The following is a 19326-nucleotide window of genomic DNA, read 5'->3' on the forward strand; positions in this document are numbered from 1 at the left end:
ATGAGGATTACAGCACTGGTTATTCGAATACTGCGCCAGATTGTAAGAGATAAACGGACGATGGCTCTGTTGATCCTTGCTCCGATCCTGGTCATGAGCATGCTTCATCTTGTGTTTAACGGAGATGAATATACGCCAAAAGTCGGCATCGTGGATCTGCCTGAAAAAATAGAGACTCAGCTTAACCTGGAACATGCAAAACTCGAACACTATGAAACAGAGAAGCTCGCGAAAAAGGACTTATCAGCCAAGAAACTGGATGCGTATCTGGTGTTTGATCAAATGCCGCCGTCAGTGGTTCTCGAAGGCAGTGACCCAAGTGTAAACGGAGCTGTGATGAGATGGGTTCAGGGTGCATTGAAGCCATTGCAGCCAAATGGCGGGAATCAGGAAGTAAAAGCCGATTATTTATTCGGCTCAGAGGACATGGGGCAGTTTGATTATTTCGGACCGGTGCTGCTTGGATTCTTTGTCTTTTTCTTTGTATTCCTGATTGCCGGCGTATCTTTTTTAAGGGAACGGACCACCGGAACACTCGAACGGCTTTTGACCAGTCCGCTCAGGAAGTGGGAAATTGTTACGGGATATATCATGGGATTTGGAATTTTCACGATGATCCAGGCTGCCATCATCGCCTGGTATGCGATCTATGTACTCGGCATGCTGATGGAAGGCTCTTTTGGCTATGTCCTTCTGATCACATTGCTCCTTTCGCTGACAGCATTGACTCTGGGAATCCTGCTGTCTTCGTTTGCCAACAATGAGCTGCAGATGATTCAATTCATTCCGCTTATTGTGGTTCCGCAGATCTTTTTCTCGGGGCTGTTCAATCTTGAGACCATTTCAGAGTGGCTCAGCTGGGTCGGCCCTTTCACACCTTTATATTACGCGGCTGAAGCATTACGAAATGTAATGGTAAGAGGCTTTGGATGGGATATGATTTATAAAGATCTGCTGATGCTGCTCGCTTTCTCCCTGCTCTTTATGGTTCTGAATATCGCTGCTTTAAGAAGGTACCGGAAAATATAAAATTTCTTTTTATAATTTCATTCCTTTATAATAAAGCTATAGATTTTGCACGTATAAAGGAGTTTACCATGCCAGAGCAGGATTCCATTTTAGAAGAGTTATTTCAGGAAGAAGAAAAGCTTACGGAGAAGCAGAAGAAAATTATCATGGCTGCGATTGAATCGTTTTCTGAAAAGGGCTATGCCGCCACTTCGACAAGCGAAATCGCCAAGAAGGCAGGAGTAGCCGAAGGAACCATCTTCAGGCACTATAAAACCAAAAAGGATTTGCTGATGGGGATCGTTTCGCCGATGATGGCAAAGCTGATTGCTCCATTCGTTATTAAAGATTTATATAAAGTCATCAATCATGAATATGAACACTTTGAAGATTTTTTAAGAGCCATGATGGAAAACCGGATCGAGTTCCTTAAAAACAATATGCCTCTTATCAAGATCCTGATCCAGGAAATTCCGTTCCACCCCGAACTCAAGGAACAGTTTAAAGAGCATATTGCCATGAAGGTATTCGATCGTTTTGCCAGTTTGGCTGAATACTATCAGAAAAAAGGGCAAATTATTGATATCCCTCCCTACAGTGCCGTCCGAATGACTTTTACGTCGATATTCGGCTTTCTTATCGCGAGGTATTTAATTTTGCCTGAAGCCGACTGGGATGATGAAAAAGAAATCGAGCTGACCATTCAATTCATTATGCATGGACTTTCAGCTAAAAACTGAAGCCTGGCACTGCTGCCAGGCTTCTTATATTTCCGAAAGCTGAATTTTATAAATCTTGTCATCCTTCTCAAGCGGATTGCCTCGTCCGTCTGTATTGTTGCTGATAAAATAAAGCACATCCCCTTCAATGAAGACGTCGCGGATTCTGCCTAAATTAGACACAATCTTCCTGACATTCTTCGTTTCCAGATCAAACTCCAGAACAGCACTGCCTCTTAAGGCGGCGGTGTAAAGCTTGCCCTTATAATAGGCCATCCCGGACGGAGCCCAGGTTTCGTCATCACCGGAGGTAAACAGCGGCGATTCCATGCCTTCTTTCTTCTCGGTGCCTTTTATGACGGGCCAGCCGTAATTTTTTCCTGGAAGGATCCTATTGATTTCGTCATTGGCTGATGGGCCGTGTTCACTTTCATACAAAGTCCCATCCTCAGCCCATGCAAGTCCCTGCGGATTGCGGTGGCCGTAGCTATAGACATAAGATCCGCTGAACGGATTATCAGCAGGTACGCTGCCGTCCAGATTCATTCTTAGGATCTTTCCTCCGAGGGAATTCACATTCTGGGCAATTTCAGGATCGGTCGCAGCATCGCCTGCAGTCGCATAAAGCTTTCCATCAGGGCCTATTTCAAGCCGGCCGCCATGATGGTACTGACCGCTTGGGATTTTATCAAGCAAAAGCTTGTCCTCTTTCCAGGTTCCATCCAGATGCTTGAGAATGACAATTCGGTTAAACTGTCCTGTGGTGTTTTCATAGGTGTAATAGGCGTACGCTTCGTTTGATTGTGGATAATCTGGTGCCAGCACAAAGCCCAGCAAGCCGGCTTCAGAGGCGGTAGAAAGCTTTTTTGCAAGCTCCACCTTCTGGCGTTCTTTCTTGCCGTCCTCGACCTTCACAATGCTTCCTTGTCTTTCGGTCATGTAAAAGGTTTCGCCCGTTTTGGCAATGGACCAGGGAATATCGAGCTCATCTGCCAGTATTTCCGGCTCTGCACCGGCAGGAAGGCTGGCCTCCTGATCCTCGATTTGCTTCCCGTTATCATTCTCTCCTGCACTAGAACACCCGGCCAGCAGGCCCAAAACGAGCAGCCCTAAACCTAACACCTTTTTCATCCAGCCTTCAGCCTCCCTTGAAATTCTACTTCAGGACTTCCCAGATTGCCTTGGCAACACCGCTGTCTTCATTTGCGGATGTTACCACATCGCACTGTGCTTTAATGATGTCATCGGCATTTCCCATGGCAACCGATCTTCCTGCGCGTTTGAACATGGACAAATCATTATAATTATCGCCAATGGCCATGGTTTCCAAAAGCGAGATTCCTTTTTCTTTTACAAAAGCCTCAAGGGCAATTCCCTTTTGGGCGCTTACACTTGTCAGCTCCAAATTCTCATCCCCTGATGAACTTACGGCCATGCCTTCAAGCTTCAGCAGATCTTCTTTCGCGGAGACGAGAAAATCCGGTTCAAACGAGAAGGCCAGCAGCTTGTAAATTTGATGCTCGTCACTGTTGAAAAGCTCATCATAGCTGTTCACTTTATGGACAAGCCCTTTTGTAAAGCGCTCTTCCGCCGCTTTGGTCACTTCATCAATATCCGCTTCCGGATTTCCGCTTAAAAAGATGTCGACAATAATGGACACACCGCGGTCTTCATCAATGGTATATGTACCCTGGTTGGTGTATACCTCGAAATAAACATTGTTCTGAACAAGGATATAGGCTGCTTTTTTGGCCAGGACCTTATCGAGCGGGCTGGAGGACACGACCTTCCCATCTGAGGCTCTTACTTCTGCCCCATTTGCGCAAATTATCGGGCAGGAAATGCCGGCTTCATCGAGGACGAAGCTTGCTTCGAAGTAGGAGCGCCCTGTCGCGATGACCACTTCAACTCCTTTTTCCTGTGCGGCTTTAATAGCTTCTAAATTTTCAGGCGTTATTTTCTGTGTGGCGGTTAAAAGCGTTCCGTCCATATCACTGGCAATGCATTTGATCATTAGATTCACCTTCTGGCTGTAGTATTTTTCTGAAAAACTTATTTGCCATTCTATCATGTTCTTAGGGTTATTTTAAATAATTGCTCTTCTTAGCCTACATACTTGCTCCCTTCCCTGATGCTCAATTTTGCAAGTGTGTTTGATTCAATAAACTTTTTTACTGACTCTGGATTTGTTTTCGAGTATTCCCTGAGAGCCCAGCCGATAGCTTTTTGGATGAAGAATTCTTTACTGTCATTGTTTAGGAGGATGTAGCGGTATAGCAGCTCTTCGTCTGTGCTGGCTTTGTATTTCAGCTGAAATAGAATAGCAGTTCTGCGGAGCCACATGTTTTCGCTGGTCGCCCATCCCTCTATTTTTCCGGGGATGATTTCCGGGTTTTTGGCCGCGATGGCGCCCACTGCATGGGCGGCAAGCATGTCAACAGTATCCCACCAGGATTTTGATGTAATCAGCTTTTCGACTAATGCCAGATGGCTCTTGTCCAGTTTCCTGGTGAATTTCCCTATGTAGTCAAGGGCGGCAGCCTGGTATTCACGCTCCTCCATGTCCCATAAGGCCTCCACAAATGCCGGATTAAACGCCTGCTTCAGCAGGCCTGTTTGATTGAAGTATTCCTTTAACAGGGCTCTTCTTTCAGGTGCCTTGATTCCCAGGAAGGAAAAGCGGTTTTTCATATAGTTTTGCATGGGAATCGCTTTTTCTGTATCCCGGTTTCCTTCAAAAAGCTCGGTTAATAATTGGATATCCATATGAGCACTCCTTTTTACATCAAAACGGGTTTATGTCATCATGTTAAGGGTAAGGTATGGTAGAGATTTGTTGCTTTCTCCGTTTTCGGACAGCTTTTCCTCTTCTATTTAATCCCATTTTACCTGCATTTTACAAATCCCAATGAATGATTAGACAGAAAAGAAGACCAAAATACAAATGTGATTTACATATCAAGGGGGGATTTTATTGAATGATAAATCCGGCAGTATAAACAGTGTATTTTGGGTTTCAGCCGTAGTTATAACATTCTTAGTATTACTGGGGGCCCTGGCTCCTGATCTGTTCGCCAGTGCTGCAACAAAAGCTTTCGATTTTACTACATACGCATTTGGCTGGTTTTACTTAATTTCGGTCTTGTTTTTTGTCTTATTCTGTATCTTTCTGGCTATCAGCAAATATGGCCGCCTCAAGCTTGGGAATGATGAAGATAAAGCGGATTATCCATTTTTCACATGGATTGGGATGTTATTCAGTGCAGGGTTTGGGATTGGATTGGTTTTCTGGGGAATTGCCGAGCCTATGAGCCATTATTTCACTCCGCCAAGGGAAGGCATGGATCCTTTAACAGCAGAAGCCGCACGCGAGGCGATGGGCTACTCGTTTTTCCACTGGGGAGTCAGCCAATGGTCAGTGTTTACGATCGTGGGACTGGCCATGGGGTATTTCCAATTCAGAAGGAGAGAAAACGGACTGATCTCTACCACTTTAACTCCTTTGTTCAGCAAGAAAAAAGATCCTGTCCTGCTGAAAAAGGTCATTGATATCCTGGCTGTTATTGCCACAGTCATGGGGGTTGCGACCTCGCTTGGACTGGGAATTCTGCAGATTAACGGCGGGCTTGACGCAGTATTCGGCATAGAGCAGAGCACTATGACTCAAATTCTGATTATTGCGGTAATGACTTCTTTGTTTCTGCTGTCCTCCTCGACAGGCCTTGATAAAGGAATCAAATACTTGAGCAACATCAATCTCGGACTGGCACTTGCTTTGATGATTTTTGTACTGGTTACCGGCCCGACTGTGTTTATTTTAAATACTTTTACACTTGGGATCGGCGACTATATCTCAAGTTTTATTAAGTTAAGCCTGCGCTTGACCCCCTACAAGGGAGGCACATGGATCCGCGACTGGACGATTTTTTACTGGGCATGGGCCATTGCCTGGTCCCCTTTTGTCGGAGCCTTTATTGCCCGTGTTTCCCGGGGGAGAACGATCCGCGAATTTGTTGTCGGCGTCCTGATTGTTCCTCCGTTAATCGCACTTGTGTGGATTGCCGTATTTGGCGGCACAGCGCTGCACTTTGATTTATTCGGCGGCACACAGATTGCAGAGGCCGTTAACAATGATGTGACTTCTGCGTTATTCCAGACCTATAACCAATTGCCTTTCAGCTTTTTGGTTTCAGTGCTGTCCATTCTGCTGATTTTGACATTCTTAATTACATCAGCTGACTCGGCAACGTATATCCTGGGCGTTATGACCGCTAACGGCACCCTGAAACCTCCGCTATTCCCGCGGATTGTCTGGGGCTTGCTAATGGGAGCCATTGCCGCGGTCCTGCTGTTAAGCAGCGGACTCGAAGGCCTGCAGACAGCCTCGCTGGTATCGGCGCTTCCATTCACCATTATCCTGATTTTTATGTGCATATCGCTATTGAAAATGCTGCGCAGGGAAACGATACCTGTCAGGCAGAAAAAATAACCGGGCAGACCTCTGGGAGGAGGTCTGTTTTTTTGTTTTTATTAGCGGAGGTTTGGGGAGCTGGCGGTTCGGACTCTGGGGCACGGAATTATTCTTTTTGTGTCCGAAGCTGGGCTGGGTTCTGACTCTGGAGCGTCGATTTTCTCTTTTTGTGTCCGAAGTTGATCCGGGTTCTGACTCTAAGACGCCCATTTTCTCTTTTTGTGTCCGAAGTTGATCCGGGTTCTGACTCTAAGACGCCCATTTTCTCTTTTTGTGTCCGAAGTTGGACCCGGGTTCTGACTCTAAGCCGCTGATTTTCTCTTTTTGTGTCCGAAGTTGGACCCGGTTCTGACTCTGGAGCGCCCATTTTCTCTTTTTGTGTCCGAAGTTGATCCGGGTTCTGACTCTAGACAGCTTATTTTCTCTTTTTGTGTCCGAAGTTGAACCGGGTTCTGACTCTGAACCCCTCATTTTCTCTCTTTGTGTCCCAAGTTGATCCGGGTTCTGACTCTAAACCGCTTATTTTCTCTTTTTGTGTCCGAAGTTGATCCGGGTTCTGACTCTCGAGCGCCGATTTTCGCTTTTTGTGTCCGAAGTTGCACCGGGTTCTGACTCTGAACCGCTCATTTTCCCTTTTTGTGTCCGAAGTTGATCCGGGTTCTGACTCTAAACCGCTGATTTTCTCTTTTTGTGTCCGAAGTTGATCCGGGTTCTGACTCTAAGCCGCTGATTTTCTCTTTTTGTGTCCGAAGTTGATCCAGGTTCTGACTCTGGAGCGCCGATTTTCGCTTTTTGTGTCCGAAGTTGCACCAAGTTCGGACTCTGGATCCGCGATTTCCCCTTTCTCTGTCCGAAGCCGCACCAGCTTCGGACTCTAACTCCTGCTTTTCCCCTTCCTGTGTCCAAAGTCGTTCCAGATTCGATCTATTCCACCTTCACAAACTGCCCCACAACCTCTTCTCCATCTTCCATCCTCAAAGTCTCCTGAACCTCAAGCTCATAATCCCGATACACCTTTTCCCAAAAGCGGACGGCAGGCTTGTTTCGTTTTAATTGCTCGATATACCACGTACCCTTATAGTCACTAAAAAGCTGTCCTACAGCTGCCTGCCCCACTTTTTTCCCCCGGAATGAGTTGTACAGGAAAAAGTCATTGATGCAGTAGTCTGCTTTTGTTAAAAAAGGGGCCTTCAAAAGCAGCAGGAACCCCGCCAGTTTGCCATCAGCCTTAATAAGATAAGGTTCAATGCCTTCCTTGTCCCAGATTAATGAAAATGCATCAAATTCGAAGGTGCCTACATCGTTTACATGCAAGGCATCTGTGTATTTTGTTAAATCATGCAAATAGAGCGCATACATGTTCCTTACGATGTCCCGATCCCTGATTGCAGCTTTCACTATTTTAATGTCCATATCCCAATCCCCTTTTCACTATTTACTCTCCAAATTTAAAGGGCAAGAGCATTTTAGGCAAGAATTATTTCAGAAAAGAAGGAATAAACTGAATTCTACAGAAATTATATTAGGTTCGAGAAAAATTTTTAAGGGGGTTGCAGCATGAGGGTACTTGTATCATTTTTTAACCGCATTATGCAGCGGTACTTGCCGGATCCATTTTTATTTGTCATTATCCTAACTTTTGCGGTTTTTGGATTAGGCTTGATTTTTACAGATAATGGGCCATATCAGATGGTTCAGCATTGGGGAAATGGGTTTTGGGGCCTTTTGACTTTTTCCATGCAGATGGTGCTGGTATTAGTCACAGGACATGTATTAGCCAGCAGCAATATTTTTAAAAAGGGATTGGGCGCCCTGGCATCATTGGCCAAATCACCCGGCCAGGCCATCCTGATTGTGTCATTCGTGTCGATGGTTGCAAGCTTAATTAACTGGGGTTTCGGCCTTGTAATCGGTGCCTTGTTTGCAAAAGAGCTTGCCAAAAAAGTGAAAAATGTGGATTATCGCCTGTTGATTGCAAGCGCTTACGGAGGGTTCGTTGTCTGGCATGGGGGGATTTCCGGCTCGATCCCATTGACGATTGCTACGCCGGGTCACTTTTCTGAGGATATGATTGGCGTTATCTCTACTGACCAGACTATTTTCGCAGGGTTCAATATCTTTATTGTTGTCGCCCTATTATTGGTTTTGCCTTTTGTAAACCGCTTTATGATGCCATCGAAAGAGGAAACAATTGTTGTTGATCCTGCGCTCCTTCAAGAAGACGTACAGGCAGCTGCACTCGAAAAAGAGGCGATGACACCTGCTGAACGCCTGGAAAACAGCCGCATCCTTTCCCTGCTGGCCGGGATTCTAGGACTTGTGTTCTTATTTTATTATTTCGCCACAAAGGGCTTTAATCTTAATCTTGATATCGTAAATTTCCTGTTCCTGTTCCTGGGCATTCTTTTCCACGGAACGCCAAAACAGTTCCTCGAAGCTGTCCTGAATGCGGTAAAAGGAGCTAGCGGCATCATTATCCAGTTCCCGTTTTATGCCGGAATCATGGGGATGATGACTGCCTCAGGGCTTGCTGCGGTGATGTCCGAAGCATTTGTCAGCATTTCAAATGATTACACGTTTCATTTCTTCGCGTTTTTAAGTGCGGGGCTTGTGAACTTCTTCGTTCCTTCAGGGGGAGGACAGTGGGCTGTTCAGGCTCCGATTATGCTTGAAGCGGCTCAATCAATGGGGGCTTCCATCCCTAAGACAGCCATGGCGGTTGCATGGGGTGATGCCTGGACCAACCTCATTCAGCCTTTCTGGGCGCTGCCGGCACTCGCCATTGCGGGGTTAAAAGCGAAAGACATCATGGGATTCTGCGTGCTGACTCTTCTGGTCAGCGGCGTGATTATTTCAATGGGCTTCTTACTTTTCTAAAAGGAAAAGAGCATGGCACCCGCCATGCTCTTCTATTATGAGCAGCAGCCTCATCGGGAGGCTTATATTCCATTATGATGATCATTTTTCATGTTATGCATATAGGACTCCATGTAGGCTCTCTCTGACTCAGATACATGCTTTTCATTTTCCTCAGGGTAAAAATCGTCAATTCCATGCTTTTTATGCCACCAGTCCACAAACATGCCTGTTCCCAGCAATACTGCACAAAAGCCCAGCAAATATAGAATCAATGTGATCACCTCTATATAGTATATCTATTTTTCAGAAAATATTGATATATCGGCCAAGCCTATTTTTCTATGAGACTACACTTTTACCGTCTCCGGCAGGTCCTGATAGCCCTCCTGATAAATGCGGCTGATGATCGATTCGATTGCGGGCTCTTCCACTGTCAGATCCTTGATATTATGCGTTTCGGTAATTTGGGCAATCAGTCCTGAAGCTGACACTTCATCCCGGTTAAACCGGATCCAGAAGCGGCTTGCTTCTTCTTTAAACACCTCACCGCCTCTAAGCTTAAGGCTGCGTGAAGATTCCTCCAGGTCCACGATGAGTGTCCTCGTTTTTCCGAAACGCTCTTTGACAACTGTGATTTCCCCGTCATACACCTTCTGCCCATGGTCGATGAGGATCATCCGCTCACAGAGCTTTTCAATATCCTCCATATCATGGGTGGTTAAAATGACGGTTATGCAGCGCTCCTTATTAATCTCTTTTATAAAAGTCCTCATCTTTTCCTTTGCGACGACATCCAGGCCAATCGTCGGCTCATCCAGAAACAGAATGGGCGGGTCATGCAGCAGGGATGCGGCAATGTCAGCCCTCATCCTTTGCCCTAAGGAGAGCTGGCGGACCGGTGTGTTCAGGAATTCATCCAGCCCCAATATCTCGGTGAAGGTGTCCATATTTTCCTTATACCGCTTATCCGGAACCTGATAGATTTCCTTCAGCAGCTCAAACGATTCGATAGTAGGCAGATCCCACCAGAGCTGCGTTCTCTGGCCGAAAACCACTCCGATATTCTTGGCATTTTCCTGTCTGTTCTCATAGGGTATGATGCCATTTACCTTCACACTTCCGGAGGTTGGAACAAGAATGCCCGTCAGCATTTTGATGGTGGTGGACTTTCCGGCTCCGTTCGGCCCGATATAGCCGACCATTTCCCCTTCATTGATCGAAAAGCTGATGTCCTTCACAGCTTCTTTTTTAATATGTTCTCTTTTTACCAGACTCTTCACAGCGCCCAGGAAGCCTGTCTCCCGCTTGGCAATCATAAAGTCCTTCATTAGATGTTCAACCTCTATAATCGGCATTTCCAGCCCTCCTATGAACCTGTACTTTTATATCGCTTTAAACCCAGCATCCAGATCGAATAAGCGATGGAAAAAAAGACGATGCCGACAAGCGGCGAGTAATACCCGATATTCTCCGGGAAAAAGGGTGTTTCTTTTTCAAGGAGCACAGCCGCGGGAAAATAGTTCACAAAGCCGAATGGAATCACAAAGGCCGTAAACCATTGGACGGCTTTCGGATAAATGACCAAAGGATAATTCGTCAGATTTCGGGCAGGAAACATGGCCACCCAGTAAAATTGCTCCGATTTCGTCGTCCAGAATGCGAGGGCAGAAATCATAACAAGCAGTCCGCCCTGGATAAGGATGCCTCCCACCACAGATAACAGCAGAAACAAACTTTTCCCAACTGTCCAATCCAGCTGCAGCCTAAAGCTGACCAAAATAAAAATGCCGATGCTGAAGATAAACTGCCCAAAAGAGGCGACATCAAATTTCATTGCCATGAAATGAAAAAAAGGATTGATTGGCCTGACAAGGAAGCGGTCAAACGTGCCGTTTAAAATGTAGGTGTCCAATCCCCTGAAATGGAAAAAGAGAATGATGCAGAACCCCCAGGATAAAACAGCGACTGCAAATAGAAACAGCATCTCGTAAAAGGTCCATGAGCCGAGTTCCTGAAACTGGTAAAGCATGATCCACATCGTGAGAGCGGTGCCTGTATAGGATGTAATGAGGCCCACAATCCTCATGACAAAAGCAAACCGGTACTGCAGCTGTGCCCTCACACCTGCTGAGATGAGCTTGAAATACAGATCGAAATATTTTACAACACTCACACTCTATCCCCCCTGTACCACTACTTTTTGGGATGCTCGATTCCAGACAAACCTTAACAGCAGATAACTGGCTGCCGCCCAGAATAATTGGACACCCAGGGAAAGCAGGATCTCACTTCCTGAGATTTTGCCTATAAAAATCGCATTTGGTATGTAATAGATTCCCTGAAACGGCAGGTAAAGAGCCATCGTTTCCAGCCAGCCCGGGAAAAACCACAGCGGGATGACGGATCCGGACAGAAGGGACATCGCGAAGTAAAAGACATCGACAATGCCGCCCGTTTCAACGAGGAAAAAGGAAAGCAGCCCGAAGGACATTTCAATGCAATAGCGGATCAGGAATCCAATAAAAGCGGATATGATAAATAACACCCAATTCTCCCATCCTGAAGGCAATGTCAAATCCATAAAAATGAACATGACCGTATATAAAGGGAGCAGCGCTGTCAGTATGTAAAAGGCCACACTGCCAAAGTCGGCAAAAAGGTAGCGGAGCGGCACATCAAACGGCCTCATTAATTCCAGGGAAATATCTCCTGTCCGGACCTTCTCCTGGATTTCCCACAGCGGAGTGCCCGCCCCATTTACTCCCGTTAAAAATTGGCTGACCACAATATACGTCAGCATGGACTCAAAGCTGACACCGCCTGCTTCTTCCCTTCCGGCATATAGTGCAGTCCAAATCGAACCCCACATCAGCAGAAAAATAAGGTTTGAGCCGAGCCGTGACCATACATCAAACCGATAAACGGCTGATCGCAGAAAGGCCTTCTTTGTGAAGGTCCAATATAAACGAAACCTGAACATCCGCACACCCGCTTTTTGATTTTTTTGATTATTTCATATTTTAACATAATATGGGAGCGAAAAAATAAGAAGTTTAAAAAGAAGGAAAACGGTGGAATTTAAGAGAAAGGGTTGGCTTTTTCAGGGGTAATGAATTAAAATAACATGTGGTTTATAAATATAAGAAAAAGGTGAATAAATTGATTGACGCATCCAGAAAGAAGCATTCTTCTTCCGATCTGATAAAATTTCTCATACCGTCCTTAATTGGAATCAGCTTATTCATGGTTCCGATCAAATATCAGGGAGATATTACGATTCCCATCGCTATTTTTTCAGGATGGATCCAAAACTTGCTTACAGATTATCTTCCTGAAATTATGACCTTTATTATTGTGATTACATTCTTGGGTACATTGCTGGCGAAGCTCGCCAAGCCTGCTTTTATCGAGAATAGCTCTTTTTTCAAGAACTTATTTGATGTTCCCTACATCTGGGCTGCAGCGAGATTTATCGGCGCTGTTTTTGCTGTTATCACCCTATTTCAAATAGGGCCAGAACAGGTCTGGTCTGAAAACACAGGAGGTCTGCTCTTAAATGACCTTCTGCCAATCCTTTTCTCAGTCTTTTTATTTGCAGGGCTTTTCCTGCCTTTGCTATTGAATTTCGGATTGCTTGAATTCTTTGGATCGCTTTTAACAAAAATCATGCGTCCGGTATTCAGGCTGCCTGGAAGGTCTTCAATTGACTGTGTAGCTTCCTGGCTTGGCGATGGCACGATTGGTGTTCTTTTGACCAGCAAGCAGTATGAAGAAGGCTATTATACGAAAAGGGAAGCCGCCATTATCGGAACGACCTTTTCTGTCGTATCCATTACCTTCAGCCTTGTGGTGATTTCGCAGGTGAATCTAGGCCATATGTTTGTGCCTTTTTATCTGACCATTACAGCGGCAGGATTCATCTGCGCCATCATCAGTCCGAGAATCTGGCCTCTGGCCAAAAAGCCTGATACGTATTATAACGGACAGGAAGCGGAGCTTGATGAGAGCATTCCTGAAGGACACACTCCATTCAGCTGGGGGCTTAAGCAGGCATTAGATAAAGCACGCACTAATCAAAGCCTGAAAGCCTTCTTCCAGGATGGCGCCAAGAACATTCTGGATATGTGGATGGGTGTTGCCCCAATTGTCATGGCTTTGGGAACCTTGGCTCTGATCGTTGCCGAATACACGCCGGTTTTCACGTATCTGGGAATGCCGTTCATTCCATTGCTTGAATTGATGCAGGTGCCCGAAGCAAGAGCAGCTTCTGAAACACTTGTAGTCGGTTTTGCCGATATGTTCCTGCCTTCCGTGATCGGGGCAAGCATTGAAAGCGAGATGACCCGCTTTATTGTCGCCGCAGTATCTGTTACCCAGCTGATTTATATGTCAGAGGTTGGCGGACTTCTGCTGGGCTCCAAGATACCTGTAACCTTCTGGGATCTTGTTATTATCTTTATACAGCGAACACTGATTACATTGCCAGTGATTGTGCTGGCTGCGCATCTTCTTTTTTAACATACGAAAAGAGGTATCCTTATGCGGGATACCTCTTTTGTATTGTTAAAAGCATTGAAAGGAACGAATTCTCCTCAAGTCTGTTCCGTAATACGTCCAGCGCCAGTTTCTCCAGCGCCAGCCGGCAACAGAGGTCCTGCCGACAAAGGTCGGGTAGAACCAGAAGCTGTTTCCGTTTTGCAGCCATACATAGGTATTGCGGAATAAGCAGCCTCTAATGGCACCAGGATCAACAGCGAACGTGCTGACCTGCTGCATTTGAGGGGTGAAGTTTGGCGGCGGAGCCGATGGCGGTCCCTCCTGTCCTCCAGGGCCTCCTCCACCACCCGGAGGTCCAAATCCGCCGCCCGGTCCACCCGGTGGCGGTCCTGGTGGTCCGAACCCTCCTCCTGGCGGAAACCCCGGAATGTTGAATCCGCCGCCTGGAAAACCAGGGATGCCGAAGCCTCCTCCTGATCCCCCGCCCGGAAAAATGCGTCCATGTTCATTTTGCTCATACATATATGGATAAAACGGATAGTTCATATAATCCATTTTGATACTCCTTTCGGGATTTAGACTTTCTCTGCAATCAGCAGCAATTCAGAGCGGACCTGCTCTTTAATCCGGTCAACCACTGAAAAGTCCATGCAGTTGACATAGATTTTTTCCAGCGTGTCCCGCTGGGTTTTTGCCCGTGCCAGATAGGATATGGCTTCGGTCATTTTATTTTTATAACGGGTGCTGATATCCTTTAGCTGTTCAGCGTAAATTTCATCTGTGCCTGAGTTGATCGTTATTTCATACATATCTACGATTTCATCGCCATCACGATTCGGAAAATATTCATGCGGAGCTGTGCTGTCAAAGATAGCGAGGCCTAGCTCACGCACAATGATCATATCCAGGCTGTGCGGATCAAACCCGCAATGATAGATTTCAATATCAAATCCACGGCTTTCAGCTTCCTTTGCCAGTTTCTTCAGCATGGTGGACTTGCCGGAACCCGGACGCCCTTTTATGAAGTATCTTTTTTGAATATCCTCTGTAAGATTCGGCACAAAATCTACCGCTCCGATTGGAGTGGCTGCCCCTAAATAACGATGCTTTACACATGGAGTCTTATTTAGTTTCATATTTCCATAGAAGGTGGAAATCAGCTTTTTCGTCAGTTCATCTGCCTTCTGGAAATTCATATTTTCTATATAGATTTTTTCCCATTCATCATGAACCCTCAGTGCTTCGGCAAACGTGTCATAAGCTGTTGCAAAGGAATTGCTGATCTGGCCCGACAGTACGGTAATTTCTTCTTTACATGCAGCCAGTGCCCTTGAATCCCAGGCGTCACCAAGATTGATATATTCTTCGACCGCGCCTGGTGCTTTCGGTTCGATCACATGCGGCGCTGTTCCATCGACAATGCCTGCTTTTAAAGAAGGAATGATGACGCCATCGAGTGATTGACTGTCAGATGAGCAATAAATATATTCCAGGTCATAGCCTTTTTCAGACAGTTCCTTCCCGATAGCTTTCATCAGGGATGATTTGCCTGTTCCCGGTCCGCCTTTTAAAATATAAAGGCGGTCAAGCCCTGCCAGGTTCGATTCGAATAAATTGTGGAATCCCCGGGCTGTATTCCCGCCGGCGAAGTATTTTAATATTTTCCCAGCCACTCCTACACTTCCTTTCGAAATGCATTTTCACCTTACAGTATGCAAAGGGAGCCGGATGGGTGAAAGCCTATGAAAAAAAGAGTGCTGAATCGTGGTGATTCAGCACTCTTGCTTCAATTATTTGATTAAATCCGCCAGTTCAGCCCCAATGGCCTTCTGCAGGTCATCCACTTTGAGCTCTATCTGCATGCCGATTTTGCCGCCGCTGACTATGATCAGCTCAAGCTCTTGTGCCTTTGCGTCGATGAAAGAGGGATATTGCTTTTTCATTCCGACCGGGGAGCAGCCACCGCGTATGTAGCCGGTGAGCTTCTGGATATCTTTGACCGGGATCATTTCCACTTTTTTTTCGCCGGCAGCTTTCGCGGCTTTTTTCAGGTCGAGCTCTTCTGTCACAGGAATGATGAACACGAAGACCTGCTTTGTGACGCCCTGGGCGACTAATGTTTTATAGACAGCTTTAGGGTCTTTGCCGATTTTTTCTGCAACCGAAACACCATCAATCTTCCCGTCCTGGCTGTCATATGTAATCAATTCATAAACTACCTTTTGAGCATCGAGCATACGCATCGCATTTGTTTTACCCTTTGCCATTGCCTGCGCCTCCAGTGGTTATTTTCCTCATTTTAGCATTTTTGGCCAGTTTCAAAAAGGCAGAGGCAAAAGAATAGCAGGATTCCCCAAAAGAGAATCCTGCTAATAGAAATTATTTCAATCGGTACACACGGGCTTCATATGGCTTAAGCGTAAATGAATCCATATCACCATGTTTTTCAACCGGATAGTTATTCAATAAAAGCTGTTCATAGGAAAGCTTATCATCTGCTTCAAAAGAGGCTTCCTCTGTTGAAAGGTTTGTAATCACAACTACCTTGTCATCATCAGATGTACGGGTATAGGCATAGATTTGCTGGTCGTCTTCAAGAAGCAAATCATATTGGCCATAAGTGAAGACTTCATTTTCTTTTTTCAGCCGAATCATCTTTTTATAGAAAGAAAGGATAGAGTCCCCGTCCTGCGATTGGATCTCCACATTGATCTCCTTATAGTTCGGATTCACCTTCATCCAAGGCTGGGCTTTAGTGAATCCTGCGTTTTCTTTAGAGGACCACTGCATTGGCGTACGGCTGTTATCACGGGAAGAAGCCCAGATGATGTCCATAATATCCTGATGGGACATGCCTTCCTCTTTCTTCAGGCGGTACAGGTTCTTCACTGCTACGTCATCATAGTCGTCAATGGAAGGGAATTGGACATTAGTCATGCCGATTTCCTGTCCCTGATAAATAAACGGCGTTCCCTGCATCAGGAAGTACATGGCACCCATAGCTGTTGCGCTTTGCTGCCAGTATTCCTTATCATTTCCCCATGTGGAAACGACACGCGGCTTATCGTGGTTCTCGATGAATAACGCGTTCCACCCATCCGCTTCCAGGCCTTTCTGCCAGCGGGTCAGAACTTTTTTCAGCTCGACAATATCAACCTCAGGGTTTGTTTCCGCGTCCCAAAGACCAAGGTGCTCAAATTGGAAAATCATATCCATCTTACCCTGCTCTTCCCCGACCCAAAGATCAGCTTCATCCACTGTAACACCGTTTGCCTCGCCGACTGTCATCACATCATAGTTCGCATAGGTGCGGTCTTTAAATTCTTTTAAGTACTCGTGAATGCCTTCCTGGTTCATATGCATATCGAAGGAAGATACATACTTTTTCTTCTTTGGGTTCGGCATATCAGGCAAGCCTGCACGCTTTTTGATATGGCTGATGGCATCAATCCGGAAGCCGTCGATTCCTTTATCCAGCCACCAGTTCACCGTAGCATATAAAGCTTCGCGGACCTCTTTATTTTCCCAGTTCAAATCAGGCTGCTTGGTGGAAAAAACATGAAGATAATACTGCTCTGTCTTCTCATCGTATTCCCATGCCGATCCGCCGAAAATACTTTCCCAGTTATTTGGCTCCTTGCCATTCTTTCCGTCTCTCCAAATATACCAGTCTCTTTTCGGGTTCTCTTTGGACTCACGGGACTCAATAAACCAAGGATGCTCATCACTTGTATGGTTCAGCACAAGATCCAGAATCAGCTTCATATCGCGCTTATGGACCTCATCCATCAGCTGATTGAAATCCTCCATCGAACCGAAATCCTCCATGATATCCTGGTAGTCTGAAATATCGTATCCATTATCATCATTAGGGGATTTGTACATTGGGCAAATCCAGATGACATCAATGCCTAACCCTTTAATATAATCCAGCCTCTGAATAATTCCCTGAAGATCGCCAATTCCATCTCCGTTTGAATCCTGGAAACTGCGGGGATAAATTTGATATCCAACTGCTTCTTTCCACCATACCTTTTTCATGTTAACACCCTCATTATATATAAATTTCTTTTCTATAATCTTCGTTTGGTGCGCAAACGTTTGCATTAAGCGGCATAAAAAAAGCTGCCTGCTTAATGCATGTGCATACTACTACAGTAAGTGTAACGCTTACAATTCAATTTTTCAATACCCTAATTAAATTAGGATTTATAGAAAAAGAAAACTTGCATATTAGCGGGTTTTCTCTGTTAATAGAAGATTTCTTATTCAGCTAAAGCACCTTTATGTTTAAGTACATTAATTCACAAAGTAAATAAACAGCAGAAACAAAAAGGATTACTCAGAACTATTGTCCATATGCAGAAAGTAAGGATGGTTTTGTTGATAAAAGCCCTTTTAAGGACATCCACCTCCTAACTATATTACGAACATCACTGGTAAAGGTTCTCAATAATTCCAGTTATTCAAGTGTTCAGAATAACTGCGCGAGTATAAAGCCCTTCTCAATATCATACAAAATTAAAGTGTTGCCAATATAATGTGTTATGGTTAAAGAATGGAACACGGATTTCCCTCCCTTTGAGATGAAAGGGAAAATAAAATAAATAAAGGAAAGTAGGGGTGAGATCACTTGAATAGCAAAATGAACCAGTTGTTTGAGGAACAAAAGAGTGTTCATGTGCTGTATTCCTATAATGGAATGAAGCAATACATTGAACAGGTGGTAAGCTTTATCCAAAATGGCGTTATGGCAGGGGATTACATTATTCTTATAGAAAATGACCGTGTCTACCCAATTATACAAAAAGAACTGAGCAGACGGTTAAATGAGGAAAAATTGAAATTTGTTCATTTTGTAAACAACTACGATTTTTATTATTCAAGTGGTAGCTACCATCCTCCTGCAATCACTGAGTATTTTACTAAAATGGTACAACCGTATGTTGAAAAGAAAATCTCATTTCGATCGTGGGCACATGTGGAGTGGTCCAGTATGAAAGATCCGCTTCATTTGATTGAGGACTTTGAGAAAATAGTAGACGAAGCTGTTAATACACTTTCTTTCCCATTAATTTGTGCGTATGAAGGAGAGAAAATGCCAGATTTCCTCAGGACTATTTTGATGGAAACTCATCCATATGTTCTATTTGAAGATAATCTCATTATCTCCGAACAATACCAGCAAATAGAGGAAGTAAAATAGCTAATCTGCCCAATTAATCTAGGAAAGCAGCCTAAAAACGAAGCCGCAGCACTCCCAGCTGCGGCTTCCAATATTGTCAGGCAGGCTCCATTTGAAGCTGATCCCGGTATGGTTTTAATGAATGATAAATAATGTTCTGCATGAATGCCTTATCCATGTCCGGCAAGAGCTTTTCAGCAAATGCCCAGGCATTTTCCTCAATTTTCAATGCTGTGAGCCGGCGTTCCTGCTCTGTTGTGCAGGCATCAAGATGGCTTGCCAATTGCTCCAGCTCCGCATCTTCTGCATGGCCTAACTCATGAGCAAACACAACGGCAAAATAATCTAAAAAACGATCAGCAGAAGCAAACAGCTGCTGGCATTGGTTCTTAATCTCTTCTGCATAAAGGGTTACTGTATGTGTTCCCATGCTGTATTTTCCGCCAGCTATACGATTTCCCGGAAAATGTTTCTCTAATTTAATGTCCGCCTGACTCCCCGACCTCTTCAGCAATTCATGAACAACAAGATCCAAGCTTTCTTTATTCAATGCAAACACCTTTCTCTATTTAAAGCTTATAGGCTAT

19 protein-coding genes are annotated in these 19326 nt (G+C 45.0%); 6 read left to right on the top strand and 13 right to left on the bottom strand.

Translation table 11 applies throughout. The features are described 5' to 3' along the window. Complete coding sequence (locus NAF01_RS24240; RefSeq protein ID WP_048009479.1) at positions 1-1029, top strand: ABC transporter permease; 1029 nt, start codon at positions 1-3, stop codon at positions 1027-1029. Positions 1030-1097: 68 nt separating this feature from the next. After that, positions 1098-1748, top strand: a complete 651-nt coding sequence (locus NAF01_RS24245; RefSeq protein ID WP_035328111.1) for a TetR/AcrR family transcriptional regulator — start codon at positions 1098-1100, stop codon at positions 1746-1748. A gap of 24 nt (positions 1749-1772) precedes the next feature. Here the strand turns inward: NAF01_RS24245 and NAF01_RS24250 are convergent, their stop codons facing one another. From NAF01_RS24250 to NAF01_RS24260, 3 genes are all read right to left on the bottom strand, one after another. Continuing rightward, entirely contained in the window at positions 1773-2858 is a 1086-nt protein-coding gene (locus NAF01_RS24250) for a PQQ-dependent sugar dehydrogenase (protein ID WP_250801401.1), read from the bottom strand. A gap of 25 nt (positions 2859-2883) precedes the next feature. After that, positions 2884-3741, bottom strand: a complete 858-nt coding sequence (locus NAF01_RS24255) for an HAD family hydrolase (protein WP_250801402.1) — start codon at positions 3739-3741, stop codon at positions 2884-2886. Between the two features lie 89 nt (positions 3742-3830). Beyond that, a complete protein-coding gene (locus tag NAF01_RS24260; RefSeq protein WP_250801404.1) occupies positions 3831-4493 on the bottom strand; it encodes a DNA alkylation repair protein in 663 nt (220 codons plus the stop codon). A 208-nt stretch (positions 4494-4701) separates the two neighbouring features. Here NAF01_RS24260 and NAF01_RS24265 point away from each other — a divergent pair, with 208 nt between their 5' ends. Continuing rightward, entirely contained in the window at positions 4702-6216 is a 1515-nt protein-coding gene (locus NAF01_RS24265; protein WP_250801407.1) for a BCCT family transporter, read from the top strand. A gap of 906 nt (positions 6217-7122) precedes the next feature. On the opposite strand, the gene NAF01_RS24270 is transcribed toward NAF01_RS24265, so the two are convergent. After that, entirely contained in the window at positions 7123-7611 is a 489-nt protein-coding gene (locus NAF01_RS24270; RefSeq protein WP_226618780.1) for a GNAT family N-acetyltransferase, read from the bottom strand. Between the two features lie 144 nt (positions 7612-7755). On the opposite strand from NAF01_RS24270, the gene NAF01_RS24275 reads away from it, so the two are divergent. Further along, positions 7756-9075 (top strand): short-chain fatty acid transporter, encoded by a 1320-nt coding sequence (locus NAF01_RS24275; RefSeq protein WP_250801408.1) that lies wholly within the window; start codon positions 7756-7758, stop codon positions 9073-9075. 62 nt (positions 9076-9137) lie between these two features. Here NAF01_RS24275 and NAF01_RS24280 read toward each other — a convergent pair whose 3' ends face one another. From NAF01_RS24280 to NAF01_RS24295, 4 genes are all read right to left on the bottom strand, one after another. After that, positions 9138-9338, bottom strand: a complete 201-nt coding sequence (locus NAF01_RS24280) for a hypothetical protein (RefSeq protein ID WP_226618782.1) — start codon at positions 9336-9338, stop codon at positions 9138-9140. A 66-nt stretch (positions 9339-9404) separates the two neighbouring features. After that, on the bottom strand, positions 9405-10412 hold the full coding sequence (locus tag NAF01_RS24285; protein ID WP_250801410.1) for an ABC transporter ATP-binding protein: 1008 nt from the start codon (positions 10410-10412) through the stop codon (positions 9405-9407). A gap of 11 nt (positions 10413-10423) precedes the next feature. Continuing rightward, positions 10424-11230: an ABC transporter permease gene (locus tag NAF01_RS24290; protein WP_163144920.1), complete on the bottom strand. Its 807-nt coding sequence runs from the start codon at positions 11228-11230 to the stop codon at positions 10424-10426. A gap of 3 nt (positions 11231-11233) precedes the next feature. Beyond that, entirely contained in the window at positions 11234-12037 is an 804-nt protein-coding gene (locus NAF01_RS24295; protein WP_226618785.1) for an ABC transporter permease, read from the bottom strand. Positions 12038-12300: 263 nt separating this feature from the next. Between NAF01_RS24295 and NAF01_RS24300 the strand changes: the two genes are divergently transcribed. After that, positions 12301-13575: a YjiH family protein gene (locus tag NAF01_RS24300; protein WP_250802534.1), complete on the top strand. Its 1275-nt coding sequence runs from the start codon at positions 12301-12303 to the stop codon at positions 13573-13575. A 45-nt stretch (positions 13576-13620) separates the two neighbouring features. Here NAF01_RS24300 and NAF01_RS24305 read toward each other — a convergent pair whose 3' ends face one another. The 4 genes from NAF01_RS24305 to NAF01_RS24320 all read right to left on the bottom strand — a co-directional run bounded on the left by NAF01_RS24305 (position 13621) and on the right by NAF01_RS24320 (position 17595). Continuing rightward, positions 13621-14109, bottom strand: a complete 489-nt coding sequence (locus NAF01_RS24305) for a hypothetical protein (protein ID WP_048009490.1) — start codon at positions 14107-14109, stop codon at positions 13621-13623. 20 nt (positions 14110-14129) lie between these two features. Further along, positions 14130-15227, bottom strand: a complete 1098-nt coding sequence (locus NAF01_RS24310) for a PRK06851 family protein (RefSeq protein WP_226618786.1) — start codon at positions 15225-15227, stop codon at positions 14130-14132. A 117-nt stretch (positions 15228-15344) separates the two neighbouring features. Next, entirely contained in the window at positions 15345-15821 is a 477-nt protein-coding gene (gene ybaK / locus NAF01_RS24315; protein ID WP_197249019.1) for a Cys-tRNA(Pro) deacylase, read from the bottom strand. 112 nt (positions 15822-15933) lie between these two features. Then, positions 15934-17595 (bottom strand): glycoside hydrolase family 13 protein, encoded by a 1662-nt coding sequence (locus NAF01_RS24320; RefSeq protein WP_197217452.1) that lies wholly within the window; start codon positions 17593-17595, stop codon positions 15934-15936. Between the two features lie 592 nt (positions 17596-18187). Between NAF01_RS24320 and NAF01_RS24325 the strand changes: the two genes are divergently transcribed. Continuing rightward, the gene (locus NAF01_RS24325) at positions 18188-18760 is read left to right on the top strand and encodes an MEDS domain-containing protein (protein WP_250801411.1); all 573 of its coding nucleotides are present in this window, start codon (positions 18188-18190) and stop codon (positions 18758-18760) included. A gap of 76 nt (positions 18761-18836) precedes the next feature. Here the strand turns inward: NAF01_RS24325 and NAF01_RS24330 are convergent, their stop codons facing one another. Beyond that, positions 18837-19298: a hypothetical protein gene (locus NAF01_RS24330; protein WP_226618789.1), complete on the bottom strand. Its 462-nt coding sequence runs from the start codon at positions 19296-19298 to the stop codon at positions 18837-18839. Positions 19299-19326: the final 28 nt, after the last annotated feature.

Origin of the sequence: Cytobacillus firmus (assembly GCF_023657595.1) — a bacterium.
Classification (GTDB): Bacteria; Bacillota; Bacilli; order Bacillales; family Cytobacillaceae; genus Cytobacillus; species Cytobacillus firmus_B.

Excerpts from the sequence above, each read along its gene's own strand:
- NAF01_RS24250 (WP_250801401.1), bottom strand. The coding sequence starts at position 2,858 with ATGAAAAAGGTGTTAGGTTTAGGGCTGCTCGTTTTGGGCCTGCTGGCC.
- NAF01_RS24300 (WP_250802534.1), top strand. The coding sequence starts at position 12,301 with ATGGTTCCGATCAAATATCAGGGAGATATTACGATTCCCATCGCTATT.
- NAF01_RS24275 (WP_250801408.1), top strand. The coding sequence starts at position 7,756 with ATGAGGGTACTTGTATCATTTTTTAACCGCATTATGCAGCGGTACTTG.
- NAF01_RS24285 (WP_250801410.1), bottom strand. The coding sequence starts at position 10,412 with ATGCCGATTATAGAGGTTGAACATCTAATGAAGGACTTTATGATTGCC.
- NAF01_RS24320 (WP_197217452.1), bottom strand. The coding sequence starts at position 17,595 with ATGAAAAAGGTATGGTGGAAAGAAGCAGTTGGATATCAAATTTATCCC.
- NAF01_RS24240 (WP_048009479.1), top strand. The coding sequence starts at position 1 with ATGAGGATTACAGCACTGGTTATTCGAATACTGCGCCAGATTGTAAGA.
- NAF01_RS24270 (WP_226618780.1), bottom strand. The coding sequence starts at position 7,611 with ATGGACATTAAAATAGTGAAAGCTGCAATCAGGGATCGGGACATCGTA.
- NAF01_RS24260 (WP_250801404.1), bottom strand. The coding sequence starts at position 4,493 with ATGGATATCCAATTATTAACCGAGCTTTTTGAAGGAAACCGGGATACA.
- NAF01_RS24305 (WP_048009490.1), bottom strand. The coding sequence starts at position 14,109 with ATGGATTATATGAACTATCCGTTTTATCCATATATGTATGAGCAAAAT.
- NAF01_RS24255 (WP_250801402.1), bottom strand. The coding sequence starts at position 3,741 with ATGATCAAATGCATTGCCAGTGATATGGACGGAACGCTTTTAACCGCC.
- ybaK (WP_197249019.1), bottom strand. The coding sequence starts at position 15,821 with ATGGCAAAGGGTAAAACAAATGCGATGCGTATGCTCGATGCTCAAAAG.
- NAF01_RS24245 (WP_035328111.1), top strand. The coding sequence starts at position 1,098 with ATGCCAGAGCAGGATTCCATTTTAGAAGAGTTATTTCAGGAAGAAGAA.
- NAF01_RS24295 (WP_226618785.1), bottom strand. The coding sequence starts at position 12,037 with ATGTTCAGGTTTCGTTTATATTGGACCTTCACAAAGAAGGCCTTTCTG.